The sequence below is a fragment of the Parasulfitobacter algicola genome (assembly GCF_013315265.1).
GTDB lineage: Bacteria > Pseudomonadota > Alphaproteobacteria > Rhodobacterales > Rhodobacteraceae > Parasulfitobacter > Parasulfitobacter algicola.
The window spans coordinates 36691-63390 of sequence record NZ_JABUFE010000007.1 but is presented as its reverse complement, the minus strand read 5'-3'; the positions used below and the strand labels follow the sequence as shown (position 1 = coordinate 63390).

Sequence of the window (26700 nt, the reverse complement as noted above, 5' to 3'; positions counted from 1 at the left end):
TGTGACCCCGCCCTTGTTCTAGTCGTTGAAGTGTTTGGTGAAAAGCTGAAAGTCAGCCGGACACAGCGCGCAGCCGCGACTGATAGTCATGGGCGCGCCAATTGGCGCGGGCCAGCCATTGGTTTTCGGGCTGGCGTGCGGCCAAGTCATCCGAGATTTCGACCTCATCAAAACCGCAACGACGCGCCATGGCGTATTGATCAGCCAGCACATGGCCGACGGCACGTAAACGGCCCGCAAAACCGAGATGGCGCAATGTGGTGGCCAACGAAAAGCCGCGGCCGTCTGCGAAGCTGTGAAAATGGATACGGATCAAATCGATGCTGTCCAGCCGGCCCCGCAGGACTTCAAGGCTGGAGTCAGGTTCCAGATCGACGGCCATTGCAGGGGCCTGATCATTGGCGGGAAAATCTTCCAAAGATGTGAAGCCATGTGTCCAATCATCGGATTGAAAGCCGCTATCGGTAACGATTACGTTCATGTGGTTCTCTCTATATTCAAGCGAACAGCTTTGCCGTTTACGAAGTGGATGCCGCATTCTTCTTTGTTCTGATCGCGCCAGCGTCCCGCACGGGGATCTTCACCGGTGCCTACGGGCGATGTGCAGGGCGCGCATCCGATAGACGGATAGCCCTTTGCGACCATAGGATGACGGGGCAGGCGGTTTTCGTCGATATAGTCGCGCAGGTCCTCGGGCGTCCAATGGGCCAGTGGGTTGATCTTGATCCGGCTTTCGTTGTCGACCTCAAAGAACTCAAGCGCGGCACGCGTGCCTGCCTGATATCGCTTGCGCCCAGTGATCCAGGCATCAAATCCGTCTAGTGCATTTTGCAGTGGCACTGTTTTACGTAATGCACAGCATGCATCAGGGTTATGCAGGTGCAGTAATCCTTCGTTGTCATGTTCAAAGACTTGTTCACGTGCAGGTTTGATCACCCGTACATCGGTCAGGCCAAGCCGCTCTGACAGCTCTTGCTGATAGGTCAGGGTTTCCGCAAACAGCATTTCGGTGTCGATAAACAACACGGGCGTTGTGCGATCCATAATCGAGATCAGATGCAGCAACACCACGGATTCTGCCCCGAAAGACGACACAAGCGCTGTGCGTCCCACTTGCGGATCGGCCAACGCATGTTCCAGTACGGCGGTTGCACCGTGATGACGATAACGGCGGTTCAGATCGTCCACGCGAACGCTGACCGGTTCTAAGGGGGCTTCAAGCGGCATTGGCTTTTGCCTCGGGGTACAGGGCGGATTTAAAGGGCTGGGGCCCAAGCCGCCGATAGGTTTGCAGAAAAGTTTCATCCCGGGTTGCGCGCAGATCAAGATAGGCATGAACCAGACGTTCGATGGCGGGCACGATTTCTTCCGCGCTGAAACCGGGACCCGCGCGTTCGCCGATGGCGGCGGTTTCGGTTCCGTCGCCGCCCAGAGTGATCTGATAGTTTTCGACCCCCGCACGATCCAGACCAAGGATGCCGATATGGCCCACATGGTGGTGTCCACAGGCATTAATGCAGCCCGAGATTTTGATTTTCAGCGGCCCAATGTCATGTTCCAGCTTCAGTTCATCGAAACGTTCTGCGATCTCTTGTGCAATCGGGATCGACCGCGCCGTTGCCAGCGCGCAGTAATCCATACCGGGGCAGGCGATGATATCGCTGATCAGCCCGATGTTGGCCGTCGCCAGCCCCGCATCCCGCAAGACGGCGTAAAGCTCGGGCAGATCGGATTTATGCACATGTGGCAGGATCACGTTCTGTTCATGGCTGATGCGTATTTCGTCATGTCCGAACCATTCTGCCAGATCGGCCATGACACGCATCTGATGGGCCGTGGCATCGCCGGGCGTCGCGCCATGGGCTTTTAGCGATATCGACACAATCGCGTATCCATCCGTCTTATGCGGTGTCAGGTTGGTGTCGGTCCAGGCGCGGAAGGCGGGGTTGGCGGCGCGCGCAACCTCATAGCCCGCAGTATCGGCCTGTTTGAAGGCAGGCGGCTGAAAATGCTTTTCGATCTGGGTCAGGGCCTGCATGTCAAAGCCCATGAAATCAGCGCGGGTGTGTTCAAACTCGGCCTCAACCAGATCGCGGATCGTTTCCAGCCCTTTTTCGTGCACCGTGATCTTGATGCGCGCCTTATACTTGTTGTCGCGGCGGCCCAAGCGGTTATAGACGCGCAGGATCGCCTCGACATAGGGCAGCAGATCGGCTTTGGGCAGGAAGTCCCGGATGACCTTGCCGACCATCGGCGTGCGGCCAAGCCCGCCGCCCACGATGACCTCAAAGCCCGGTTGACCATCCTGTTCGACCATCCGCAGACCAATGTCATGGGCGCGTGTTACGGCACGGTCATTGGGGCTGCCTGTGATCGCGATCTTGAATTTGCGGGGCAGGAACTGGAATTCGGGATGATCGGTCGACCATTGCCGCAGCAACTCGGCCACAGGGCGGGGGTCTTCGATTTCATCCTGTGCCGCGCCCGCGAAATGGTCCGAGGTCACATTTCGCACGGTATTTCCGCTGGTCTGGATCGCGTGCATGCCGACATCGGCCAGCGCATCCAGCATATCAGGCACGTCGCGCAGTTTGGGCCAATTGTACTGAATGTTCTGCCGCGTGGTGAAATGGCCATAGCCCTTGTCCCACCGTTCGGCAATCATCGCCAGTTGCCGCATCTGGCGGCTGTTCAACGTGCCATAGGGGATCGCCACGCGCAGCATATAGGCGTGCAGTTGCAGATAAAGCCCGTTCATCAGGCGCAGGGGCTTGAATTCATCCTCGGTCAGCGATCCGTCAATCCGGCGTTCGACTTGCGCGCGGAACTGAGCGGTGCGTTCGCGAAGAAAAGCGTCGTCGAAGTCGTTGTATTTATACATTTTCTGCCTGCTTCTCTTGTTTGCCGTGGGCATAGTTGGATGGGCCGCGCGTCCGGAAAGTTTCGCGGAAATGGGTGGGTTCTGGGCCGTCATCGCCCAGGGCCGCATCCGCCAGATAGGCGCCGACGACCACATCTGGCTGTTGTTCGGCATGCAAAAGGCGGATCTGGGCGTGGGCTTCATCCTCGATGAACTCAGCCTGTTTCATGTCACGCACCCACCGGTCGTCGGCGGCCAGATAAATCACGTCCCCCTCCAACAGGTCATTGGCGGTGACGACTTTCGGTGTAAACTTGCGGCTCATAACGCGACCTCTTGGGGTTGGATGGTTGCGGCGACAGATTGGGCTGTTCGGGGGGCAAGGCCGTAAAAAACCAGGGCGGGGCCCTTCATGTCGGCCCGGGTAATGGCATCGGCGAAGTCAGAAAGCTGAGCCGTCACAATGCGTTGTTCGGGACGCGAGGCATTTTCAATCACAGTCACAGGCGTGGCCGGGTCGGCACCATGCATCAGCAGCCGCCCCTGAATAAAGCGGGATGACTTTTTACCCATATAGATCGCGGCCACTTCGCCCGTTCGGGCCAGGGCACGCCAGTCATGTTCGGCAAAGCCTTTCATGTCATGGCCAGTCAGAAACCGGACCGAGGCATTGCGATCGCGTTTGGTCAAGCTTTGTCCGATGCTGGCCACTGCGGCCGAGGCGGCGGTGATGCCGGGCACGATGCGCCAGCTGACGCCGGCGGCCCGGCAGGCGTCGATTTCCTCGTCCAGACGCCCGAATACGGTCGGGTCACCGGATTTCAACCGAACCACATGGGCGCCGTTTTGAGCATGTTGAACAAGCAAGTCGTTGATTTCATTCTGGGAAACCGACCGCCCAAAGCCTTCTTTCCCGACGTCGATCATTGTGGCCTCACGCCGGGCCAGTTCCAGAATTTCTGCCGAAACAAGGCGGTCATAGATCACGACATCAGCTTCGTCCAAGGCTTTGCGGGCCTTAAGCGTCAGCAGATCAGGGTCGCCGGGACCGGCACCGACCAGATCAACATGGCCTTCTTTTTCCCCTGCATTCAGGTGCTGATCCAGCAAAGCCTCCAGGGCGGGTCGAACGGATTTTATCCCTTTTTCTTCAATTGCTTGGGGGCCGGTTTTGAAATAGAACTCGGACCAGAAATCACGACGCTTGCGCCCCATGGGCAGGGCGTCTGCGGCCGATCGGAACAGCTTGCCGATGCGGGCCAGGGTACCAAGGGTTGCAGGCAGTCGTTCTTCCAGATCGCGTTTGATGGCGCGGGCCAGAACGGGGGCTGCGCCTTCGGTTCCGATGGCGACAGTCACAGGGTCGCGGTCGACGATGGCGGGGGTGATAAACTGGCTATCTATCAGATTATCAACGATATTTACGATCGCTCCGTCAGCGCGGGCCAAGGCAGCGGTGCGGGCGTCTTCGGCATCGTCTTCGTTGGCGCCATAGAACAGGACAGCGCAAAGGGCATCGCCGGGGGCCATGGCGCGGGGAACCAGACGCAGCTTTCCCTCAGTGGCCCAGCTTGCGATCTCTGGCGCAAATTCTTCTGCAAAAACAGTAAGATGGGCCTCTGTCTTCAGCAAAAGACGCAGCTTGGCCAGGGCGGCATCGCCGCCGCCTGAGACGACAACGCGGCGGCCGGCCAGGGCCATAAAGATCGGAAAGTGTTGCATTGGATTACTCTTGTCACTGTGCTTACGTCTAATATAGGATATTTTCCCAATTTAATGCTATATGTGCTTGTAGATAAGGATGATTGTTCTTATGAATTTCCTTATAGGTGCGATTTTTCCTGAATAGAGAGAAAAACAGAATGGATATCCGGATAGACGACACAGATCGGAAAATCATGGCGGCGCTGCAGCGCGATGCGGGGCGGTCCCTGGACGAAATCGCGCGCGAAGTGGGGTCATCGAAGACGCCCGTATGGAATCGCATCCGCAAACTGCGCGATGCAGGTGTGATTGGCCCGCAGACGGTTGTGTTGGATGCAGAAGCTTTGGGCTTTGAAGCATGTTTCTTCGTGCTAATCCGCACGTCCGAACATGAATCCAAATGGCAAAAGAAATTCTTGCACGCCTTGCAAACCCGCCCCGAGGTACAAGAAGCGCATCGCTTGGCGGGGGATATCGATTACATTCTGAAAGTGCGTGTCAAAAATGCCCGCGCATACGATGCATTCTATCAGGCGCTGATTTCAGAGGTGCGCGTTTATAACGTGACAGCATTGCTTTCGATGGAGGAGATTAAATCTACTACTGCGCTGCCTTTGTAGATCTTAAGGATTGCGCGATCCTGCGGGTAAAAAAAATGGCCGAGACAAAGCTCGGCCGAAGTCCAACAGGGAGGTATGAAGACACCATTTGTTGTCTTCATTTGCTTAGTTAATCAGCGATGGTATCGCAAACAAGTCTAAAAATGCTGCAAATAAGACATAACCGCTATGCGTTGCGCGCAAGTCTCAGTTGTTTTTGTTTAATTTTAGTCGCCTACGGTGCGCAATGATCTCGTCCTGAACGAAATCACGGAAGGCCGCAATGCGCTTTGAAGGGCGTAATTCTTCTGGATAGGCAAGAAAAACGGGGACTTCACCCGACTCAATATCTGGTAAAACACGCACCATATCCGGGAAATCCTCGATCAGATAATCCGGCAAAATGCCAATACCAAGGTTATTAAGCACACCCTGAAGCACGCCAAAGTAATTATTTACGGTCAAAAGGCTCTTAAGATCGTATGTCATAAGATGTTGCGCAAGACTTGCACCGGCGCCGACCTGAGTTGAGTTCGGGCTTTGGCAAATCAGCCTGTGATTGGCGATGTCGTCAAGATGCTCGGGGGTTCCGTTTTGATCCAGATAGGCAGGCGTTGCATAAAGTCGCATACGAACGGCCATCAGCTTTTTGCGTATCAGATCAGCTTGCGATGGTTCTTTCATGCGAATGGCAACGTCGGCTTCGCGCATGGGCAAATCCAATACACGTTCTTCCAGCATCAGATCAATTTTAAGGTCTGGATACTTGTCATAAAATGCCGGCAACCGTGGCGCTAGCCAAAGCGTTCCAAAGCCGGTTGTTGTGGTGACGCGCAATTCGCCAAACACTTCTTCTTCACTGTCTTTGATGCGGGCTTCGGCCGTATCAAGCCGCTTTTTCATTGCAGATGTCGCGTCAAACAGCAGCTCACCCTGTTCTGTCAGGATCAATCCACGTGCATGGCGGTGGAACAAAGTTGTATTAAGTGATTCTTCCAAAGCACGAATTTGTCGGCTGACAGCGGATTGTGACAGGTGTAAAACATCACCTGCATGCGTTAGGCTGCCCGCATCTGCGACGGCGTGAAATATTCTTAGTTTGTCCCAGTCCATTTTTGCGCAATCACCTGAAAAGTTTTTCTGTTCAGCCTTACTTAATGTTGCGTGTATCTGGCAAAGAGTACCGCAGCGTCAATTTTATTTGTAGGTCAGGGTTTTTGACCTATAATAGCTTTAACAAAGCATTGGGAGGTGCTCAATGACCAGACAAGATATTTCTTTGTCAGATAGGTATGATTTATCCAAGTCACAGGTGCTTCTGAACGGAACACAGGCATTGGTTCGCCTAATGCTGATGCAACGTGCGCGGGATGAACGGGCAGGGTTGAATACAGCGGGTTATGTGACTGGGTATCGCGGATCGCCGCTTGGTGCTGTTGATATGCAAATGGCGCGTGCAGAAAAACAGCTTGAGGCGGCTCAGGTTCTATTCCAGCCGGGCTTGAACGAAGATCTTGCCGCCACAGCCCTTTGGGGCAGTCAGCAGGCCGAATTGCGTGGCGAAGGAAAATACGATGGTGTCTTTGGTCTGTGGTACGGCAAAGGCCCCGGTGTGGATCGCAGCGGCGATGTCTTTCGTCATGCCAATATGGCGGGTGCATCGCAGAATGGCGGTGTTCTTGTCGCGATGGGCGACGATCATACGGGCGAAAGCTCAACGACACTGCACCAGTCTGAATGGACAATGGTTGACAGTTTCATTCCGATCCTCAGCCCTGCCGGTGTGCAGGAAATCATGGATTACGGTTTGTTCGGTATCGCCATGGGGCGGTTTTCAGGGCTGTGGGCCGGGTTGAAATGTATGAAAGATACGGTCGAAGCAACGGCTGTTGTCAATGGCGATCCGCATCGTCTGAAGTTTGTTCTGCCCGAATTTGACATGCCCGACGGTGGCTTGAATATACGGCTGGTCGACACCCCCCAAGCGCAAGAGGCGCGGGTGATGGATTACCGCAGGTTCGCCGCAGAAGCCTTTGGTCATGCAAATAAAATCGACAAACGGGTTTGGGGAAAACCTGGTGCCAAGATTGGATTTATGGCAGCTGGTAAGAACTGGCTGGATCTGACCCATGCGTTGCATCTTTTGGGCATTGATGCAGCCGAGGCTGAGCGCTTAGGCATCACAACCTATAAGGTTGGTATGACCTGGCCTCTGGATGTCAAAGGATATTCCGATTGGGCGGAAGGTCTGGACCTGATCGTCATCGTCGAAGAAAAACGTAAGCTGATCGAAGTTCAGGCAAAAGAGGCGATCTTTAATGATCGTCACGGGCGTCGGGTCTATGGTGGGCAGGATGGTCGGGGGCAGACATTATTCCCGGCCAAAGGTGCGCTGGACCCGATCATGATTGCTGAAAAACTGGGTGCCATTCTGATTGAGGAGGGCCGCGATACAGAACAACTGCGTCATGGTTTGCAGATGCTTCAGGATGCTAAGAAAGCTGATAATGCACAGGAAATCGCGGCACGCCTGCCTTATTTCTGTTCGGGTTGCCCCCATAACAGTTCGACCAAAGTGCCCGAAGGATCCCGCGCTTATGCCGGTATTGGCTGCCATTATATGGTCCAATGGATGGATCGCGAGACCGTCGGGTTTACCCAGATGGGTGGCGAAGGCGTGAATTGGGTGGGCGAGGCCCCGTTTTCCAAGCGCGATCATGTATTCCAGAATTTGGGCGATGGTACCTATAATCATTCCGGTGTTCAGGCGGTGCGGGCGGCTTTGGCGGCGGGCACCAATATTACCTATAAAATCCTTTACAATGATGCTGTTGCCATGACCGGTGGGCAAGCGAACGAAGGCAATCTGACCGCTGATCAGATTTGCCGCGAACTGGTCGCCATGGGTGTTCAGCATGTGGCGATGGTCTATGATCCCAAGGAAGAGGTCGATCTGTCGTTATTCACGCGCGAAGTCGAACGTCATGAACGCAACAATTTGATGTCCGTTCAGGATAAGTTCTGCAAAATCAAAGGTGTGTCGGCGATTGTTTATGTTCAAACCTGTGCTGCTGAAAAGCGCCGTCGCCGGAAGCGGGGTAAATTCCCTGACCCGGATGCACGTGTGTTCATCAATACAGATGTCTGCGAAGGCTGCGGCGATTGCGGGGTGCAATCTAACTGTGTGTCCATTGTGCCTGTTGAAACGGAGTTGGGCCGCAAGCGTGCAATTGATCAATCATCCTGCAACAAGGATTTTTCCTGCGTCAACGGTTTTTGTCCCAGTTTTGTCACAGTAAAAGGTGCGCAAATCCGTAAAGAGGCAACATCTGACGTTGATTTGCCGGATATTCCATTGCCACAACTGCCAACGATTGCTGGCACCCATAATGTGGTGATCACTGGTGTTGGTGGGACCGGCGTTGTGACTATTGGGGCTGTCTTGACGATGGCGGCGCATATTGATGGCAAGGGCGCTGCGATGATGGAAATGGCAGGGTTGGCACAAAAAGGCGGTGCGGTGCATATTCATTGCCGTCTGGCCGAGGCCCCGGAAGATATCAGCGCAATCCGTGTGGCAACCGGTGAATGCGATGCCCTGATCGGTGGTGATCTGGTGGTAAGTGCTGGCGCCAAGACCATCGGACTGATGAAAGCCGGACATACGAGCGGGGTTGTGAATAGTCACGAGATCATCACAGGTGATTTCACCCGCAATACGGAATTTCGTTTGCCGTCTGATCAGTTACGTCTTGCGCTTGAAGCCCGCCTAAAGGATCGATTGTCGATGTTCGATGCCTCGGATCTGGCGAAAAAGCTGCTTGGAGATTCGATATTTTCCAACATGCTTTTGTTCGGTGCGGCCTGGCAACGTGGTCTGATCCCGCTTAGCTATGACGCGATTACCCGCGCGATTGAACTGAATGGGGCAGCCGTTGACCGTAACCAGCGCGCATTCGAAATTGGTCGTTGGGCAGTTGAACATCCAGATCAGGCCGAAAAGCAGTTGACGCAAGTTGTTGTTTCAAAGCCGAAATCCTTGAGTGAAAAGATTGATTTTAGGGCACAGCATATTGTGCAGTATCAGTCACAAAGGCTGGCTGACCGTTACCTTGGATTGGTTAATCGGGTTCAGGATGAACGCCTGAAAGAGGCAATCGCAAAAGGCTATCACAAGATTCTGACTTATAAGGATGAATACGAAGTGGCGCGATTGCTGGGCTCAACAGCGCAAAAAGCCAAGGTTGAATTTGCGGGTGATCTGTCATTCAGGTTTCACCTTGCGCCGCCGTTACTTAGCCGCATGGGGTCAAATGGTCGGCCTGAAAAACGCGAATTTGGGGGCTGGATTGCCAAAGCCTTTGGTCCGTTATCAAAGCTAAAAGTTTTGCGCGGAACACCTATGGACATCTTTGGATATACCGCAGAACGCAGGATGGAACGTGCGCTGGTCACCCAATACGAAGTTGATATAGAAGAAATCTTGCGCGATTTACGCCCCGAAACGCTGGATCTTGCCATCGCAATCGCGGAGCTGCCATTGCAGATCAAGGGTTTCGGCCCTGTCAAAGAGGCGCACGCAAAGGCTGCTGAACAACGCAGACAAGAACTGTTTGCTATGTTCCGCGCACAAACTGCGCCATTAAGTACCGCTGCGGAATAATACAAGTGACGAAAATCTGACTAGCCACATCACACAAACCTGCTTACAGAACAGATAAGCCAAGAGGTAATGAGTATGTCACAACGTCAGATTGCTCGTGAGATAAGCTATGCAAGCTCGGCCAACAGCCGTGGGGCTAGGGCGGTTATTCGTATCATGGAAAATGCCACAGGGCGTTTGCGCTTGATCAAACGCGCCAAAGGTTATGAAGACGAGGTCGCCGCGGGCCGTGACTTCTGGCAGGTGATGACGGAACGGTATGGTCTTAGCTTGAACGTGGTCGGCGGATCATTGGACAACATTCCGAAAACAGGGCCGTTGATCATGGTCGCCAATCATCCGTACGGTATTTTGGACGGCTTGATGATGGGCCATATCTTAAGCCAGGTGCGTGGAGATTTTCGTATTTTGGCCAACAGCGTGTTTCGCAAGGCCAGCGATTTGGACAAGGTGATCCTGCCAGTGTCATTTGATGAGACGAAAGAAGCGGTTCAGCTAAATCTGCAAACGCGCAAGAATGCGCTGGCTTATCTTAATCAAGGCGGGGCAATCGGAGTTTTTCCAGGCGGAACGGTTTCGACGGCTGCTAAGCCTTTTGCCAAGCCCATGGATCCCGGTTGGCGGTCATTCACGGCAAAGATGGTTGCCAAGTCGAATGCTACGGTGGTTCCGGCATTTTTTGACGGGCATAATTCGCGTCTGTTTCAGATTGCCAGCCATTTGCACATCACGCTTCGCCTTGGACTGTTGATCAAGGAGTTCAAGTCACGTCTGGATGAGCCTGTACGCATCGTTATTGGAGAACCGCTTGACCCCGCAGAAATTGATGCGCGTCGCAAGGCACCGAATGCAATGATGTCGTATCTTCGCAAAGAAACCTATGGCCTGTCACCGCGTCCATATCTATGGTCCGATCAGGGTTTTGAATTCGAGAAAAAATATAAAAACTGATGGCAGTTGGTATTTTCGATAGCGGTATGGGCGGCTTGACGGTTCTTGAAGCCGTGTCCAAACGCCTGCCTGATGTTCCGTTTGTTTATTTCGGTGACCATATTCACGCGCCCTATGGGGTGCGTGACGCGGATGACGTTTATGATCTGACAACCAAGGCGGTCGAACGTCTTTGGGATGTGGGCTGTGATCTGGTTATTCTGGCTTGTAATACGGCATCGGCGGCTGCATTGCGGCGAATGCAGGAAAGCTGGATACCGCCTGAAAAGCGTGTGCTCGGTGTCTTTGTACCGTTGATCGAAGCCCTGACAGAGCGGCAGTGGGGCGACAATTCCCCACCGCGTGAGGTCGCTGTGAAGCATGTGGCACTTTTTGCCACCCCCGCGACTGTGTCCAGCCGTGCCTTCCAGCGCGAATTGGCATTTCGTGCGATTGGCGTGGATGTCGAAGCACAGGCCTGTGGCGGTGTTGTTGATGCAATTGAAGATGGTGATGAAATTTTGGCCGAAGCACTGGTGCGATCGCATGTGGATGCCTTGAAACGCAAGATGCCAAACCCGGAAGCCGCAATTTTGGGCTGCACACATTATCCGTTGATGGAACAGACTTTTCAGGATGCGCTTGGCCCAGATGTTCAGGTGTATTCCCAAGCCAAACTTGTTGCTGAAAGTCTTGCAGATTATCTGAAGCGACACCCAAAAATGCTGGGTCATGGCGAACAATCGTTATTTTTAACCACCGGCGATCCGGCGCGCGTGTCTGACAAAGCTACGCAATTCCTGAAGCGACGGATAGAGTTTGTGGCAGCATAAAAATAACTATAAAACGCGTTGTAATCGGGGCGGCTCTTGCCAATATGTCATGTGCTGCTTAGACGTAAGTTGACGTGAAAAGGGCGGCATATGACCCACAATATCGCAATTCTTGGGGCCAGTGGTTACACCGGCGCAGAGCTTATTCGTTTGATCGCCACGCATCCCTCGATGACGATTGTGGCTTTGTCTGCGGATCGCAAAGCCGGAATGGCGATGGCAGATGTATTTCCTCATCTGCGACATTTGTCTTTGCCTATACTACAAAAGATCGACGATATCGATTTCAGCTGTGTTGATTTGGTCTTTTGCGCGTTGCCGCATGTGACATCGCAAGCCGTAATCAGCAATTTGCCTGCGGATATGAAGATTGTTGATTTATCTGCTGATTTTCGCCTGCGTGATCCTGACGATTATAAAAAGTGGTACGGTAAACCGCATGCTGCAACCGATTTGCAAAGCGAAGCGGTTTATGGATTAACCGAATTCTATCGTGACCAGATTACGAGCGCACGCCTTGTGGCTGGAACGGGCTGTAATGCGGCAACGGGCCAGTACGCTTTGCGCCCCTTGATCAAGGCCGGCGCAATTGATTTGGATAATATCATCATTGATCTTAAAACTGGGGTCAGCGGGGCGGGACGGTCGCTAAAAGAAAACTTGTTACATGCCGAACTAAGTGAAGGCGCACATGCGTATAGTGTGGGTGGTGTCCATCGGCATTTGGCCGAGTTCGATCAGGAGTTTTCTGCAATTGCCGGACGTGAGATCAAAGTACAGTTTACGCCACATCTGCTGCCTGCCAATCGCGGTATTCTGGCGACAGTCTATGTTCAAGGGGATGCCGAAAAAATTTACCAAACGCTGTCCGATGCATATGCAAACGAAGTCTTTATCGAGGTTTTGCCCTTTGGGCAGCATCCTTCGACGCGGCATGTTCGTGGGTCGAACTTCTGCCATATCGGGGCCGTGGCGGACCGCATCGAAGGACGTGCTGTTGTGATTGCGGCACTTGATAATTTGACCAAAGGATCAAGTGGGCAGGCCTTGCAGAATGCAAACCTGATGTTAAATCTGGATGAAACAATGGGTCTGATGATGGTCCCGGTCTTTCCATGAGGGTACGATGAAATCACTGAAAAAACAGCGACGCATTCAGGTGATTTTTATCATTTCACTTGCGTTGGTCGTTTCGTTTGCACTGACTTGGTACGCCAGTCGGGATGCGTTTCAATTCTTTCGTGCCCCGAGTGAGATCGCTGAATCCCCTCCATCCTCGGCTGAGATTTTTCGAATTGGTGGATTGGTTGAAGAAGGAACGTTGGTGCGTGATCAAGGCGAAACCATCACATTCAGGGTTACCGATGGTGGTGCTTCAGTGCCTGTCGCCTATACCGGCGTTCTACCTGATCTTTTCGGCGAAGGCGAAGGGATGGTTGGGACCGGGCGCTTAATTGATGGCACGTTTCAAGCAACCGAAATTTTGGCGCGCCACGACGAAACTTATATGCCGGCCGAGGTGATTGATGCCCTGAAAGAGCAAGGTGTCTATCAGGACCCGAACGCTGAGATAGGGACGAATTAACCTTCGTTACGCATCTTTTGCCCCTCAGTTAACCAAAAATGGGGCATAGGCAGATGCAAACTGTATCCGATATTGCAGAAGAAATAGTCGTGCGTGAAGGCGGCTATGTGAATGATCCCGATGATCCGGGCGGTGCGACCAATTATGGTGTTACGATCCATACGATGCGCGGTTTGGGGATGGATCTGACCGGCGATGGCCGTGTGACACAAGCGGATGTTCGGCGGTTGACGCAGGCGCAGGCGGTCGAAATTTTTGTGAAACATTACTTCAATCGCCCCCGGATCGCGGCGTTACCAAAGGTGCTGCAGGCATCCGTGTTCGATATGTACGTCAACGCTGGCAGCAATGCCGTGAAAATCCTGCAACGGCTTCTGGTCGAGATGGGACAACCTGTAACGGTAGATGGTGCAATCGGTCCACAAACGATTGCGGCAACGGATGCGGCCTATGCATCGGCGCCGGATCATCTAGCCGATGCTTATGGGATCGCTCGCCGCAATTATTACTATCGTTTGGGTGATGCGCGCCCACAATCGCGCAAATTTGCGCGCCGCCGCGACGGAGGCAAAGGGGGTTGGATTATCCGAGCCGAGGAATTCATTTCGCCAAAATACCACCTGACCCAAGCAGAGCACGCAAGGAGAGTTGCATCATGGGCATGATTGAACGATTTTTCAGTGTAATTTTTGGCGGCGGTCGAAACGTTGTCAAAGAAACAGCCGAAGTATTCTTTGAAAACGCCGAAGCGGGTGCGGGCAGGGACGCCACTTTGCGGGCACAGGCACTGCAACAGCACAGCAGTGAATTTGCGGTACAACGCCAAGGTGGCTTTGACCGTTTTATGGACGGTGTGAATCGGTTGCCGCGACCGGCATTGGCTTTGGGTACGTTGGGGCTGTTTGTCGCAGCAATGGTGGATCCGATCTGGTTTGCCAGTCGCATGCAGGGCATTGCTTTGGTGCCAGAACCGCTATGGTGGCTTTTAGGCGCGATCGTCAGCTTTTATTTCGGTGCACGACATCAACTGAAAAGCCAGGAATTTCAGAAATCCATCACCGAAACTATGGCGCGTGTTCCGCAGGTTGTTGAAAATACACGCGTTTTGAAGGAACTTGCGGCACAGGCCCCCGGCGTTGCTTCAACAGGGCCAGATGCCAGTCTGACGCTTGAAGCCTTAGAACTTGAAAACAATCCAGCCTTGTCTGACTGGCGGCGTAAGCGCGCTTAAACACATTCGTGATGGACAAGTCAGCGCAGCCCATTGGCGAGGCTGCGCTTTGTGCCTATAACTTGGTTCATGATAACCGAGCTTGGACATTTCGCCCTTATTCTGGCCTTTGCTGTTGCCATTGTTCAGATGATCGTTCCGCTTGTCGGCGCATCTTATAATCGACGTGATTGGATGGCCGTGGCCGAACCGGCCGCGACAGCGCAATTTCTGCTGACAGGATTTGCTTTTGCAGCTTTGACTTATGCGTTTGTTGTGTCTGATTTTTCACTTCAGCTTGTGACGTTGAATTCGCACACGGCAAAGCCGATGTTGTATAAGATCACAGGTGTTTGGGGCAATCACGAAGGGTCAATGCTGCTTTGGGTTTTGATCCTGACATTGTTTGGGGCCATGGCCGCTTGGTTCGGTGGGGGGCTGCCACCCACATTGCGCGCACGGGTCTTGGCTGTGCAAAGTGCTGTGGCTGTTGCCTTTTTTGCGTTCATTATTTTCACATCCAACCCGTTTATTCGTATGGCTGTTCCGCCATTTGATGGGCAAGATCTGAACCCGCTTTTGCAAGATCCAGGCTTGGCATTTCATCCGCCATTTTTATACCTTGGGTATGTCGGTCTTTCGATGAGCTTTTCTTTCGCTGTCGCCGCCCTGATCGAGGGGCGCGTTGATGCGGCGTGGGGCCGGTGGGTGCGGCCTTGGACATTGGCAGCCTGGGTATTTTTGACCATTGGTATCGCCCTTGGATCGTGGTGGGCATACTATGAATTGGGTTGGGGCGGGTTCTGGTTCTGGGACCCTGTTGAAAATGCCAGCTTTATGCCTTGGTTAATCGCTGCGGCTCTGTTGCATTCGGCCATTGTTGTCGAAAAACGCGAGGCGCTGAAAAGCTGGACAATTCTTTTGGCAATCCTGGCATTTGGGTTTTCGCTGATCGGTGCGTTTATCGTGCGATCTGGGGTTCTGACATCGGTACATGCCTTTGCAAATGATCCCGAACGCGGGGTATATCTGCTGATAATCACGGCCATCTTCATGGGCGGTGCATTGGTGTTATTCGCGATCCGTGCATCCGCCATGGAGGCAAAAGGTGTCTTTTCCTTAGTCAGCCGCGAAAGTGCTTTGGTTATCAACAACGTTTTGCTGGCAGTCAGTTGCTTTATCGTGTTCATCGGAACAATGTGGCCGTTGGTTGCTGATCTGCTTTTTGATCGGAAACTCAGTGTGGGGCCGCCGTTTTTTAATCAGGCCTTCACACCCTTTATGGTTTTACTGGCCATTGCTATTCCGTTCGGATCCCTTTTACCGTGGAAACGCGGGCGGATGGAAAAGATCATGCCGCTGTTGTTGCCAGCGCTGATCATTAGCTTTGTCCTTCTTATTCTGGCGGTTGTGATCGAGGCGGGCTTGTCCATTCGTATCCCGATTTATGTGGCCATCATTGCGATGATCCTTTTTCTGTGGCAGCGCGAAACACTTGAACAGCTTTCGAAATTCATTATCCCGGCATTTATTCTGGGTGTGTCGTTGATTGCGCTGGTGTTCACAATTCAGACCGGACAATCTGTTCTTGGCCCGCTGGGACTCGCCTTGGGTGCTTGGGTGGTCTTTGCAGCAATCACGGAGCTTTGGCAACGATCCGGTAAAAGTGGTGCGCGTCTGCGTCGTTTAGCCGGTCTGCCGCGGGCCGATTGGGGCAAGGCTGTCGCACATGCCGGGTTTGGGATCACGATATTTGGCGTGGCGGGGTTGATGGCCTGGCAGCAGGAAGATATCCGTGTGGCCCAGATCGGGGATCGGTTCGATGTCGGCATCCACGAGATTGAGTTGCGCAATGTTCAAAGGGCCGAAGGGCCGAATTACATCACCACAATGGCTGAAATGATCGTCTATCGAAATGGCCGCCAAGTTGAAGTACTAAGGCCTGAAAAGCGGTTCTATCCTGTGGCAAACATGCCAACCACCGAAGCGGCGATCAAGAACGGTATTCTGCGTGATGTCTATCTGGTTATCGGTGATCCGCAGGCGAACGGTGGCTGGGCCGTACGAACCTATATCAAGCCCTTTGCCAATTGGATTTGGGCCGGATCGATTATTATGGCCTTGGGCGGTGGCTTATCCCTAAGCGATCGTCGGCATCGTATTGGTGCGGGTGCACGCAAAACCCGCGTGCCAAACGCGGTTCCCGCAGAATGATGGCGCGTCTGCTTTTGATCCTGTGTTTGATCGCTGCACCTGTTTTTGCGGTGCAGCCTGACGAAGTGCTTTCAGACCCGGTTTTGGAAGAACGTGCGCGGGCCTTGTCTGATGATCTGCGCTGTCTGGTGTGCCGAAACGAAAACATCGACGAATCCAATGCGGATCTGGCCCGTGATCTGCGCATTTTAGTGCGCGAACGCCTGGTCGCAGGCGATAGTGATGAACAGGTCATGGACTTTGTTGTTAATCGTTATGGCGAATATGTATTGCTGCGGCCGACGATGACGGGATCTAATATGATATTATGGGTATCCGGTCCGATCATGCTGCTTTTTGCATTGATTATTGCATTTGTCTATTTGCGTGGGCGGCAGACTGAAACATCCGAAGCGTCTTTGAACGAAGACGAAAAAAAGCGCTTAGCGGAACTTCTGAAAGACTAATTGCACGCTGCGTGCAAAACTCGTTAGGGTGCATCGACCGCGACCGAAGGATCAAAGATGCATTACGACACCATTACCCTGGATATAACCGACGATCTGGCCGTTCTGACGCTGAACCGCCCTGACGTGATGAATGCGCTGAACACGCAAATGCGGGCCGAAATTCAGGATGCATTCCAATATTCCGAAAAGAATGCGCGTGTGATTGTGATGACTGGTGCGGGCCGTGCGTTTTGTTCTGGGCAGGATCTGGGGGATCGCACGTCAACTGCCGCTGATCTAGATCTTGAACGGACACTGCGCGAAGAATATGTGCCGATGCTGCGTGCGATTTTTGACTGCAACATCCCGTCGGTCTGTGCTGTAAACGGGCCTGCGGCGGGTGCGGGCGCAAATCTGGCATTGGCTGCAGATGTCGTGATCGCCAGCGAAAGCGCTTATTTCCTTCAGGCGTTTACCCGCATCGGGTTGATGCCTGATGCAGGCGGTACCTATTGGTTGCCGCGACAAATGGGGTTTGCCAAGGCGATGGGTGCGGCCTTGTTCAGCGACAAGATTTCAGCGCGCCAAGCCAGTGATTGGGGCATGATCTGGGATGCTGTGCCCGACGCAGATTTTGCCAGCCATTGGCGCGCGCGTGCGCAGCAGTTGGCCAAAGGTCCAACCGTTGCGTACCGTCATATTAAATCCGCCATACGCGGGACGTTCCAGAATTCGTTGGAAGAACAGCTTGCGCTTGAAGCGCATTTGCAAGGTGATTGCGGCAAAACCCGAGATTTCAAAGAAGGCGTCATTGCCTTTACTGAAAAACGCCCTGCGCAATTCGAAGGTCGCTGATCACCGTGCTTGCTATGGATAAAACGGCGCTTAAGGCGTTTCTGCAGGACGTATTTCCGCAAGTCTCAGATGATTTCATTTTTGATGAGGTGTCTGAAAGTGGTGTGGTCGTTCGATTAAAGACGGCAGATCGACATTTGCGGCCCGGTGGCACAGTGTCGGGGCCCAGCATGTTTGCTTTGGCGGATGTTGCTGTTTACGCTGCCATTTTGGCCCGGATTGGGCCCAAGGCATTGGCGGTGACGACCAATTGCTCAATTGATTTCATGCGAAAGCCTGCGGCGAATACGGATCTGATCTGTCATGCTAAGCTGTTGAAAATGGGACGTGTCTTAGCGGTGGGCGACACGCTTTTGTACAGCGATGGAAAGCCTGATCCGGTGGCGCGCGCGACGCTGACGTATTCAATTCCGCCGGATCAATAACAAAAAAGACCCGGCGCGAAGCCGGGTCAGGAAGAGGTCTGGCACGTCAGGGATTAGTCGCGCCAGAACACGCGACGGGCCTCATGAAGGGCGTCGTCGCGATTCAAACCGATATCTTTTAAAAGATGATCGTCCAGATGTTTCAGGGCAATGCGGCTGCATCGACGTTCGTTCCATTTGACCAGCGTCACAGCCACAGTTACCGCCAGTTGCGAAAGCGGCGTCAAAGGCCGATTGGCAAGAAAGTCGATCTGTTGTCTGCGTGCGTATGTCATGGGACAATTCCTTAAATTGTATTGACACAATGGGGCATTATTGCCAAATATATGGATACAATATATGGATACAAAAGTAAAATGTATCAGTCTATAGGAGTATTGTATTGAGTACAATTTGGAGGCCAGTTCTTGCCGACCTTTCGTCATCGAAATACAAGGCCGTAGCCAAGGCGATACAAGCCGCAATTGATAGTGGTGAACTGGAAGCAGGTGCGAAACTACCCCCCGTCCGTGAATTGGCCTGGTCGCTTGAAATGACACCAGGTACCGTGGCGCGCGCCTATACTGTTTTGACAGATCAGGGTATTTTAGAAGCCGTTGTCGGGCGCGGTACTTTTGTTGCGGCCAAGCCAACCTGCCTGCTGGATGATGTCTGGTCCCGACAGCACGAACCACCCGAAGCAGACAGCGTAAATCTGTTCAGCCCACGCCTGCCGGATGTCGGACAGGTAAATGCCATTAAGCAAGCATTGGTCCATATTTCCAAAGCGACAGACATTGATGCATTCCTGCATTACCCAACCCGTGATGCGTATCTTCCGGTTCGACAAGCGGTTTTATCTTGGCTGGATGACATTCAACTGGGCCAAATCAGCGAACAGGATATTGTACTGGCGCATGGGGGACAAAATGCCATTTCACTTGTATTGCAGGCCACGCTGACGGGCCCCAAACCCGTTCTTATGGTTGAAGATCTTAGTTATGCGGGGTTTCGCCGTGCTGCGGAAACATTGCGTGCTGACGTGGTCGGTGTTCCTATGGATGAAAATGGTGTCATTCCCGAAGCCCTTGAAGAAATCGCGCGCAGAACCGGTGGGCAAATTTTTTGCACATCACCAGAAGTTCACAATCCTACGGGCAAGCATACCCCCCTTGAGCGACGTAAAAAACTGGCTGATATCGCCGGGCGGTTGGGTTTCGATATTCTTGAAGATGATTGTTACCGCATGAACACGCCAATCGCCCCCAGTTATCGCGCCTTGATGCCAAACCGTGCGTGGCACGTTTCGTCTATTTCGAAAACGTTAACGCCGTCGTTACGTGTTGGGTTTGCGATTGCACCACAAGGTCGGTCCGCTGATTTGCGCCGCGCCGCTGAATATGGTTTTTTTGGCTTGGCGCGTCCGATTGCCGAAGTAACCCGGCTTTTGCTATCTGACCCAATGGCAAAAACATACGCGCATCGCATCCGTGAAAGGGTGGGCGACTATATTCGTGTTGCAGTCAATGTTTTGGGCGGATTTGATCTGGTTTGGAATGGTGATGTACCATTCGTTTGGCTGAATTTACCTTCTGGCTGGCGTGCCGCCGCGTTTTGTCGTGCCGCCGAAACCGCGGGCGTACAGATCAGATCTGCAGATGAATTTGCCCTGCGGGATGGACGCGCGCCTCATGCGGTTCGTATTGCAGTGAATGCACATGTCGCCCTGTCGTCATTTGAAGACGCCATGCACCGCCTGCGCGCACTTTTGGACAATCCGCCGGAACAGATAAGCGTATAAGAATGGGGGTAAATTAATACCTATTTCATAAGATATTGAAATTGCAGTATTATTAGTCAATCAACTGTATTGACTGTGTGTTCAGTACCTTTATAACCCATCCATCGAATTCCGGCGGAATGCCCGCCAGCACACTAAACATGGGTACACACATGAAAACCTTTTCTGCTACTCCGGCAGACATCGACAAGAAATGGATCCTGATCGACGCTGAAGGTGTTGTTCTGGGACGTCTTGCATCGATTGTTGCCATGCGCCTGCGCGGCAAGCACAAGGCCAGCTTTACACCTCATATGGATATGGGCGACAACGTGATCGTGATCAACGCGGACAAGATCCAGTTGACCGGCAAGAAGCGTGACAAGCCAAACTATTGGCACACAGGCTATCCTGGCGGGATCAAGTCGCGCACGACAGGTCAGATCCTGGAAGGGGCACACCCTGAGCGCGTTGTGATGCAAGCCGTCAAGCGTATGTTGCCAGGCAACCGTCTTAGCCGTCAGGTTATGACGAACCTGCGCGTTTACCCCGGTGCTGACCACCCACACGAGGCGCAAAACCCAGACGTGCTGGACGTTAAATCCATGAACAAAAAGAATACGAGAGCGTAACGATGGCTGATGAGATCAAATCCCTCGACGAGCTGAACGCCGTCGCAGAAGGCACTGAGACAATCGTCGAAGTTGCCGCCCCCCGTGAGCCTGTTCGTGACGAACTGGGCCGCGCCTATGCCACTGGTAAGCGTAAAGATGCGGTCGCCCGCGTTTGGATCAAGCCCGGTTCTGGCAAGGTTGTCGTGAATGGCAAAGAAATGAAGGACTATTTCGCACGTCCCGTTCTGCAAATGATCCTGCGCCAGCCATTTCAGGTGGCCGGCGTTGAAGATCAGTTCGACGTGATGGCAACGGTCAAAGGTGGCGGCCTTTCGGGGCAGGCGGGTGCAGTCAAGCACGGCGTTTCAAAAGCGCTGCAACTTTATGACCCCTCATTGCGCGGCGCATTGAAAGCAGCCGGCTTCCTGACCCGTGACAGCCGTGTGGTTGAGCGTAAGAAATACGGTAAAGCAAAAGCGCGGAAAAGCTTCCAGTTCTCAAAGCGTTAAGATTTTCCGTTATAAACTTGAAAGGGCTGCACATTGTGTGGCCCTTTTTTCATTTCAGAAGGAAAGTTTATGATGGATGAGTTCGACGCAAAAACACAAGAACAGATAGGGTATTACGTTTATTGTCTTGTGAATCCTGACACTAAAAAACCATTTTATATTGGAAAGGGTAAAGGCAACCGCGTTTTCGATCATGCGAAAGACAAGCTAACGGGTACCGTTGAGAATGATAAGATTGAGACAATCCGAAAAATTCTCAAACAGGATAAAAAAGTTGAATATCTTATTATTCAACATGGTTTGAATGAAAAAAACCGCATATTCGCTAGAGACCGCTTTGATCGATTTTTCGGGCTATTTTGAATTACCTCTAACAAATCGTGCACTTGGCCATAAATCCAGCCTATTCGGATTAATGACCGCAGATGATATTCATCGCAGATATGCGGCTGAACCTCTTTCGAATTTGGGCGAAGGTTGCGTGATTATCAATATCAATAAAAATTATAAGCGGGCGCAATCAAGTGAAGATATATATTACGTCACTAAAGCAAGCTGCGTGATCAGTGAAAACCGTACTAAAAGTCTAAAATATGTTTTGGCCGAATTTCGGGGTTTTATTGTTGAGGTCTTTGAAGTTGATCATTGGTATCGCGCTGAAGGCAGCAAAAACAGGTGGTGTTTTGAAGGCACGGAAGCACCACACAATATCAGGAATAAATATATCAATCGGTCGATTGTAAAAAAGCAAGGTGCCGCTAATCCGATCACATATACTCTTTGATTTAGATATCTTTTCGTAATTTGTTCCAAATAAAAATACCGGCCAAAGGGCCGGTATTTTCTTAATAATGTTACGACTTTATTCAATCGGTTCAAAGAACCCATCGGGCAGAAGCCGGGTCATGAAAATCTCATCAATGCCTTGATTGTCGTCTGCATTAAAGCTCATGTTGACGCCACCCAGGTCCAGCGATGATGTGCTTTCAATCGCATCCAGAAACGCTGTACGGGTCAGATCAGAGCCAGCGCGTTCCACTGCGGCAACGGCCAAACGACCGATCAGGTATCCCTCAAGCGTTACAAAATCAAACGATGCATTCGGGTTATAGGCTTTGAGTGCTGTCTGATAGTCGTTGACCACCGGGATGGATTTGTCCCACGGGAATGGTACGACCTGGCTGATGATCACGCCTGCGCCTTCTGGCCAAAGTTCATCCGCCAAGGCTTGCGATCCAACGAACGAAATGGTCACAAATACGGGCGTGAAATCCAAAGAACGGGACAGTTTGATAAATTCCCCCACTGGACGATAAGCCCCAACCATCACCACAGCGTCGGGGTTGATTTCCCGAATGTTGACGACGGCATCTTTCACATTGGTGGTGTTGCGGGTGTATGTGCCTTCGGCAACCAGCTTCATATTGCGACGACCAAGCGCCTTATTTACACCGCTCAACCCGGCTTGGCCGAAACTGTCGTCCTGGTACAGAATTGCGATCTTTTTCAGACCCAGATCATCAACCAGATGTGCGATCCAGGCTTCTGTTTCCGCATCATAAGTGCCGCGCACGTTATAGACATTATTGTTGTCGGCATTGCGCAAGAAACCTGCACCGGTAAAGGGGCCAATCAAAGGCAGGTCAGCCTGGGTCGCAATGGGTTGCAGCACTTTGTTTGTTGGTGTGCCAACCGTTCCAATCAGGGCAAAGTGCTTGTTATTGCTGATCATTGTGTTGATATGTTCGATTGAACGATCAGGTTCATAGCCGTCATCGAAGCTTTCCAAAACCAACGTGCGGCCATTAATTCCGCCTTTGGCATTGGCTTCCGCGAAAGCGGCATTGATGCCAGCCTGAACGCCTAATCCCAAACGGGCAGCGGGGCCATCAAGGGCGGCGATTTGGCCAAAGACCACTTGGTTATCTGTAACGCCGGTTTCAGCAAGCGACGTGAAAGGAAGGACGAGTGCGGATAGCGCGAACACCAACTTTGCGCGAAAAGACATCTTGTATCTCCGATATGGGGCGAACAAAGCAATACAGAACTGCCAGTTCAATACGGTTATTTGTAAAAGAGGCAGCTTTGATACCGTTCAAAGCCGCCCCGACATTATCATCAGTTGTGGCGATTAAGGCTTGCGGATCCAAACCTCAACACGGCGATTGATGCGCTTTCCGTCAAGCGTATCGTTGCACGCAACAGGAGCCATCTCTCCGTATCCTTTGGCGACAAAGCTGATTTTCTCTAGCTGAGGTCCCGCAAACAGCTGGATAGCATCGACAACCTGCTGTGCACGACCAACCGAAAGCGCGCGGTTGGCTTCAAAAGCGCCATCCCCATCGGTAAACCCAACAAGCGAAACTTCTGTGCCTTGCGGTTGCAATTGCAGATATTCAACAAGACGTTGCAAATCCACCTGGGCTTTTCCGTCCAAACGGCTTGATCCTGATGAAAAGCGGAATGTTGTCGACAGACGGTCCCATTGGAACATGTCCACAAGCATTTCGCGCATCAGGCCAAGTTCAAATGGATCGGTGGTAGACTGGATCAAATCCTGCATCCGTGTGCCTGCATTATCCATTGCAAGACGACGCACGCCCAGATCCACAAAACCTGCTTTTGTTATAATATTGTCGGCCTCGGAAGACACTGCATAATCAATCAGGTCTTGGGCTTCGAAGGTCAGGTTATCAGCGCGATTATAGAAATACAGCCGACGTTGCAGCGGATATTCCTCTGTCTTGGCCAAGAACGATGTGGGGCTTGTTCTGATGCCGCAACTGCTGACGATATCAAGCGCCTTGGCGCCGCGAACAAAGGCAGTACCCACATACCCGATAGCATTTGGATCAGATGAAACAACGCGGCTCATCTCTTGCGAGGTGTTGATTTCACGAACAAAACTGGACTTGCGTCGCCCGGATGCCGCAAAAATCTTTTCTTCGAACACCGATGCTGTGCCACTGCCAGATTCACGGCCAAAAACTGTAATTGGCGCGCTTGACCCACCCAATTCGGACCAATTGGTAATGTTCCCACTGAAAATAAGATCAAGTGTTTCAAGAGAAATAGATTGCACCGGATTGTTTGGATGAACAATGACGGCGATACTGTCAGCCGCAATGATATGTTCCTGACCAACATCAATCATATTGCCCGCGCCTGCATCGCGCAGCGATCGGGCTTCTTGCGGGCGAATACGCCGTGACGACATATTGATGTGGACGTTTTCGTTTTGCAGCGCTTGAAAGCCTTCGCTAGAACTGGATGAATTTACTTTGAATTCACCAATTGGATCACCGAAACCAGCTTCAGAGATAACAGTCGCATTCAGCATCCCATTGTCCTGACTTGTATCGACAACCGCCCCTTGGCTTGCTGCAAATCCATCAAGCAAGAGGGGCATTAAACCAAGACCGATTGAGCCTGAACCAACAATCATAACGCCTTCGGCAGAAAGATCCGGTTGCGGACATGCATCGCCATTACAGACCATGTTTTCAGCGGAAATACGCATCGTCCCAAGGCTGGTGCGAATAGTATAAAAGCCGCCTTCATAGTTCACAAGTTGCCCGCGCGCCGAAAAAGTCCCGTCGCTTGACTGAAGTTGAACATCCTGTGCCGACAGACTTCCTGTGATCGCAAACGTCGCGAACAGCGCGAAAGCAACATGTGACGTTGACTTAAGTAAATTTATTTTTTTAGGCACTTGGGTCTCCTTCCAAGGTGGTCTTCGATTTATTTACGCAGGCCACTACGGTTTGAATTTATTGTATTTCGTCTTTAAGCTATGTTTTCAGTTTGACGTTATTGTGCTCGAATTAAGAAAAATGATGTGAAATTAGACGATTTGGTGAATAAACAATCTTAAAAAAGACAAGATTATTACCTGAGACTATGCTGCTCAGAGATCTTTTAAGATTTATAGCATAAATAATGTAGATTTTCACGGATTTTCACGAACGTAGATCGTGATTATAGATACTCATGTTATTTAATCTGCGATTTATGACCCTTATTCTTGCATTTTATCCAAAAAAGGGAATATTTGCATAATAATGCAGGATTTTGCATCTTCTCTTCATTCCTCATTTGGAATGATCCTTTCTGGCGATGCGCAGTTGTGGGCAATCGTTTTATTGTCGTTGCGCGTGTCCTTAACGGCTGTGATGATTGCATCGGTGATTGGATTACCACTTGGTGCCTTTTTAGCAGTCAGCCGTTTCCGTGGGCGGCAGATTTTAGTGGTCATGATCAATGCATTGATGGGGCTTCCCCCTGTCGTTGTTGGTTTGCTGGTTTATCTGATGTTATCGAATTCTGGTCCATTGGGTGTGTTGCAGCTGCTTTATACACCAACTGCCATGATCATCGCGCAGGTCGTTTTGATCACGCCCATCATCGCAGCATTGTCGCGCCAGATTATCCAGGTTCTTGACGCCGAATACGACGAACAGCTTCGGTCGATCGGGTTATCACGCCTTGGATCCATTCCCGTTTTATTGTGGGATGGGCGCTATAATTTGCTGACCGCAGTACTTGCAGGTTTTGGACGTGCCATCGCAGAGGTGGGCGCGGTCATTATTGTGGGGGGAAATATCAATCATGTCACACGGGTGATGACGACCAGCATCGCGCTTGAAACATCAAAAGGCAATCTGGAACTGGCCTTGGCTTTGGGCGTGATCTTGTTGCTGTTGGCGCTGATCGTAAACGCGGCGGTCAGTTTTATCGGCCAAGGCGCAAGGCAAACAGCCTATGCTTGAACAGGTCAACAAAGCCGTGTGGCAAACATCGCCCATCATGGACCCTAAAGCGCCAACTGTGCTTGAGTTGTGTGATATTCGGTTGATCCGGGATGAACAGCATCTTGTGAATATCCCGAATTTAACGATACGACAGGGCGCCCCGACTTTGATCATGGGACCGAATGGGGCGGGTAAAAGCCTGTTGCTGCGGCTGATGCATGGTCTGATTTCACCAACACAAGGGCGCGTTGATTTTGATACTGACGTGCAACAGGCCATGGTTTTCCAGCGGCCCGTTTTGTTGCGCCGGTCAGTGGCTGGAAATATCGATTTTGTTCTAAAGGCACACCGCATTCCACGTGCTGTGCGTAAGGATCGCGTGAATGCGTTGCTTCGGATGGCCGATCTGATCCCAAAAGCCCGCCAATCTGCACGAACGTTGTCGGGCGGGGAACAGCAACGTCTGGCTTTGGTGCGGGCATTGGCGTTGAAGCCCAAGATACTGTTTTTAGATGAACCCACAGCCAGTCTTGATCCATCGGCAACACACGCAATCGAAGCCTTGATCAGACAAGCCAATGATGCGGGCACAAAGATTATCATGGTGACACATGACCCCGGTCAAGCGTCCCGTCTGGGTGGGGAAATCGTGTTTCTGCACAAAGGTCAGGTGCTGGAACAGACTGGGGTATCTGATTTTCTGACTGAGCCGAAATCAACCGCTGCAAAGCATTATTTGGCGGGTGGCCTTCTTTTCTAAT

General features: G+C 52.0%; 28 protein-coding genes. 19 read left to right on the top strand and 9 right to left on the bottom strand.

The features are described from left to right. Positions 1-52: 52 nt before the first annotated feature. The 5 genes from HRQ87_RS12400 to cysG are packed head-to-tail and all read right to left on the bottom strand — an operon-like array spanning position 53 to position 4582. Positions 53-481: a DUF934 domain-containing protein gene (locus HRQ87_RS12400; protein WP_174138758.1), complete on the bottom strand. Its 429-nt coding sequence runs from the start codon at positions 479-481 to the stop codon at positions 53-55. Then, entirely contained in the window at positions 478-1227 is a 750-nt protein-coding gene (locus tag HRQ87_RS12395; protein ID WP_174138757.1) for a phosphoadenylyl-sulfate reductase, read from the bottom strand. The genes HRQ87_RS12400 and HRQ87_RS12395 overlap by 4 nt, the downstream gene beginning before the upstream one ends. Then, a complete protein-coding gene (locus HRQ87_RS12390; RefSeq protein WP_174138756.1) occupies positions 1217-2881 on the bottom strand; it encodes a nitrite/sulfite reductase in 1665 nt (554 codons plus the stop codon). The genes HRQ87_RS12395 and HRQ87_RS12390 overlap by 11 nt, the downstream gene beginning before the upstream one ends. Next, positions 2874-3185: a DUF2849 domain-containing protein gene (locus tag HRQ87_RS12385; protein WP_174138755.1), complete on the bottom strand. Its 312-nt coding sequence runs from the start codon at positions 3183-3185 to the stop codon at positions 2874-2876. Before HRQ87_RS12385 ends, HRQ87_RS12390 begins: the two co-directional genes overlap by 8 nt. Next, the gene (gene cysG / locus HRQ87_RS12380) at positions 3182-4582 is read right to left on the bottom strand and encodes a siroheme synthase CysG (RefSeq protein ID WP_174138754.1); all 1401 of its coding nucleotides are present in this window, start codon (positions 4580-4582) and stop codon (positions 3182-3184) included. Before cysG ends, HRQ87_RS12385 begins: the two co-directional genes overlap by 4 nt. A 140-nt stretch (positions 4583-4722) precedes the next feature. Between cysG and HRQ87_RS12375 the strand changes: the two genes are divergently transcribed. Next, entirely contained in the window at positions 4723-5184 is a 462-nt protein-coding gene (locus HRQ87_RS12375; protein WP_174138753.1) for an Lrp/AsnC family transcriptional regulator, read from the top strand. Between the two features lie 186 nt (positions 5185-5370). On the opposite strand, the gene HRQ87_RS12370 is transcribed toward HRQ87_RS12375, so the two are convergent. Then, positions 5371-6276, bottom strand: a complete 906-nt coding sequence (locus HRQ87_RS12370) for a LysR family transcriptional regulator (RefSeq protein ID WP_174138752.1) — start codon at positions 6274-6276, stop codon at positions 5371-5373. A gap of 145 nt (positions 6277-6421) precedes the next feature. Between HRQ87_RS12370 and HRQ87_RS12365 the strand changes: the two genes are divergently transcribed. The 11 genes from HRQ87_RS12365 (at position 6422) to HRQ87_RS12315 (ending at position 18306) form a co-directional block, all read left to right on the top strand. Next, positions 6422-9826, top strand: coding sequence for an indolepyruvate ferredoxin oxidoreductase family protein (locus HRQ87_RS12365; RefSeq protein WP_174138751.1), 3405 nt, complete (start codon positions 6422-6424; stop codon positions 9824-9826). A gap of 69 nt (positions 9827-9895) precedes the next feature. Then, positions 9896-10777, top strand: coding sequence for a lysophospholipid acyltransferase family protein (locus HRQ87_RS12360; protein ID WP_174138750.1), 882 nt, complete (start codon positions 9896-9898; stop codon positions 10775-10777). Further along, positions 10777-11589: a glutamate racemase gene (locus HRQ87_RS12355; protein WP_174138749.1), complete on the top strand. Its 813-nt coding sequence runs from the start codon at positions 10777-10779 to the stop codon at positions 11587-11589. The genes HRQ87_RS12360 and HRQ87_RS12355 overlap by 1 nt, the downstream gene beginning before the upstream one ends. A gap of 90 nt (positions 11590-11679) precedes the next feature. Beyond that, entirely contained in the window at positions 11680-12708 is a 1029-nt protein-coding gene (gene argC / locus HRQ87_RS12350; protein ID WP_174138748.1) for an N-acetyl-gamma-glutamyl-phosphate reductase, read from the top strand. A gap of 7 nt (positions 12709-12715) precedes the next feature. Further along, positions 12716-13174, top strand: coding sequence for a cytochrome c maturation protein CcmE (gene ccmE, locus HRQ87_RS12345; RefSeq protein ID WP_174138747.1), 459 nt, complete (start codon positions 12716-12718; stop codon positions 13172-13174). 53 nt (positions 13175-13227) lie between these two features. Then, entirely contained in the window at positions 13228-13839 is a 612-nt protein-coding gene (locus HRQ87_RS12340; protein WP_174138746.1) for a holin-associated N-acetylmuramidase, read from the top strand. After that, positions 13830-14405: a holin family protein gene (locus HRQ87_RS12335; protein WP_174138745.1), complete on the top strand. Its 576-nt coding sequence runs from the start codon at positions 13830-13832 to the stop codon at positions 14403-14405. Before HRQ87_RS12340 ends, HRQ87_RS12335 begins: the two co-directional genes overlap by 10 nt. Before the next feature lie 69 nt (positions 14406-14474). After that, positions 14475-16598 carry a heme lyase CcmF/NrfE family subunit gene (locus tag HRQ87_RS12330; protein WP_246252240.1) on the top strand — a complete coding sequence of 708 codons (2124 nt, stop codon included), beginning with the start codon at positions 14475-14477 and terminating at the stop codon, positions 16596-16598. After that, on the top strand, positions 16598-17044 hold the full coding sequence (locus HRQ87_RS12325) for a cytochrome c-type biogenesis protein (RefSeq protein WP_174138884.1): 447 nt from the start codon (positions 16598-16600) through the stop codon (positions 17042-17044). Before HRQ87_RS12330 ends, HRQ87_RS12325 begins: the two co-directional genes overlap by 1 nt. Positions 17045-17101: 57 nt before the next feature. Continuing rightward, complete coding sequence (locus tag HRQ87_RS12320; RefSeq protein WP_174138743.1) at positions 17102-17881, top strand: enoyl-CoA hydratase-related protein; 780 nt, start codon at positions 17102-17104, stop codon at positions 17879-17881. 14 nt (positions 17882-17895) lie between these two features. Next, entirely contained in the window at positions 17896-18306 is a 411-nt protein-coding gene (locus tag HRQ87_RS12315) for a PaaI family thioesterase (RefSeq protein WP_174138742.1), read from the top strand. 53 nt (positions 18307-18359) lie between these two features. Here the strand turns inward: HRQ87_RS12315 and HRQ87_RS12310 are convergent, their stop codons facing one another. Then, on the bottom strand, positions 18360-18581 hold the full coding sequence (locus HRQ87_RS12310; RefSeq protein ID WP_174138741.1) for a DUF1127 domain-containing protein: 222 nt from the start codon (positions 18579-18581) through the stop codon (positions 18360-18362). Positions 18582-18688: 107 nt separating this feature from the next. Here HRQ87_RS12310 and HRQ87_RS12305 point away from each other — a divergent pair, with 107 nt between their 5' ends. The 5 genes from HRQ87_RS12305 (at position 18689) to HRQ87_RS12285 (ending at position 21972) form a co-directional block, all read left to right on the top strand. After that, the gene (locus HRQ87_RS12305) at positions 18689-20086 is read left to right on the top strand and encodes an aminotransferase-like domain-containing protein (RefSeq protein ID WP_174138740.1); all 1398 of its coding nucleotides are present in this window, start codon (positions 18689-18691) and stop codon (positions 20084-20086) included. 152 nt (positions 20087-20238) lie between these two features. Then, entirely contained in the window at positions 20239-20697 is a 459-nt protein-coding gene (gene rplM / locus HRQ87_RS12300; RefSeq protein ID WP_174138739.1) for a 50S ribosomal protein L13, read from the top strand. Between the two features lie 2 nt (positions 20698-20699). Next, positions 20700-21188, top strand: coding sequence for a 30S ribosomal protein S9 (rpsI, locus tag HRQ87_RS12295; protein WP_174138738.1), 489 nt, complete (start codon positions 20700-20702; stop codon positions 21186-21188). A 72-nt stretch (positions 21189-21260) separates the two neighbouring features. Beyond that, positions 21261-21551 (top strand): GIY-YIG nuclease family protein, encoded by a 291-nt coding sequence (locus HRQ87_RS12290; RefSeq protein WP_174138737.1) that lies wholly within the window; start codon positions 21261-21263, stop codon positions 21549-21551. Then, a complete protein-coding gene (locus HRQ87_RS12285; RefSeq protein WP_174138736.1) occupies positions 21493-21972 on the top strand; it encodes a hypothetical protein in 480 nt (159 codons plus the stop codon). The genes HRQ87_RS12290 and HRQ87_RS12285 overlap by 59 nt, the downstream gene beginning before the upstream one ends. Positions 21973-22050: 78 nt before the next feature. Here the strand turns inward: HRQ87_RS12285 and HRQ87_RS12280 are convergent, their stop codons facing one another. Further along, a complete protein-coding gene (locus HRQ87_RS12280) occupies positions 22051-23196 on the bottom strand; it encodes an ABC transporter substrate-binding protein (protein ID WP_174138734.1) in 1146 nt (381 codons plus the stop codon). Between the two features lie 123 nt (positions 23197-23319). Next, on the bottom strand, positions 23320-24900 hold the full coding sequence (locus tag HRQ87_RS12275) for a substrate-binding domain-containing protein (RefSeq protein ID WP_174138732.1): 1581 nt from the start codon (positions 24898-24900) through the stop codon (positions 23320-23322). A gap of 349 nt (positions 24901-25249) precedes the next feature. Between HRQ87_RS12275 and HRQ87_RS12270 the strand changes: the two genes are divergently transcribed. Both HRQ87_RS12270 and HRQ87_RS12265 read left to right on the top strand, forming a co-directional pair. Next, positions 25250-25957 carry an ABC transporter permease gene (locus HRQ87_RS12270; RefSeq protein ID WP_174138731.1) on the top strand — a complete coding sequence of 236 codons (708 nt, stop codon included), beginning with the start codon at positions 25250-25252 and terminating at the stop codon, positions 25955-25957. After that, positions 25950-26699 (top strand): ATP-binding cassette domain-containing protein, encoded by a 750-nt coding sequence (locus HRQ87_RS12265; RefSeq protein WP_246252224.1) that lies wholly within the window; start codon positions 25950-25952, stop codon positions 26697-26699. Before HRQ87_RS12270 ends, HRQ87_RS12265 begins: the two co-directional genes overlap by 8 nt. The last annotated feature ends 1 nt before the right edge of the window (position 26700 follow it).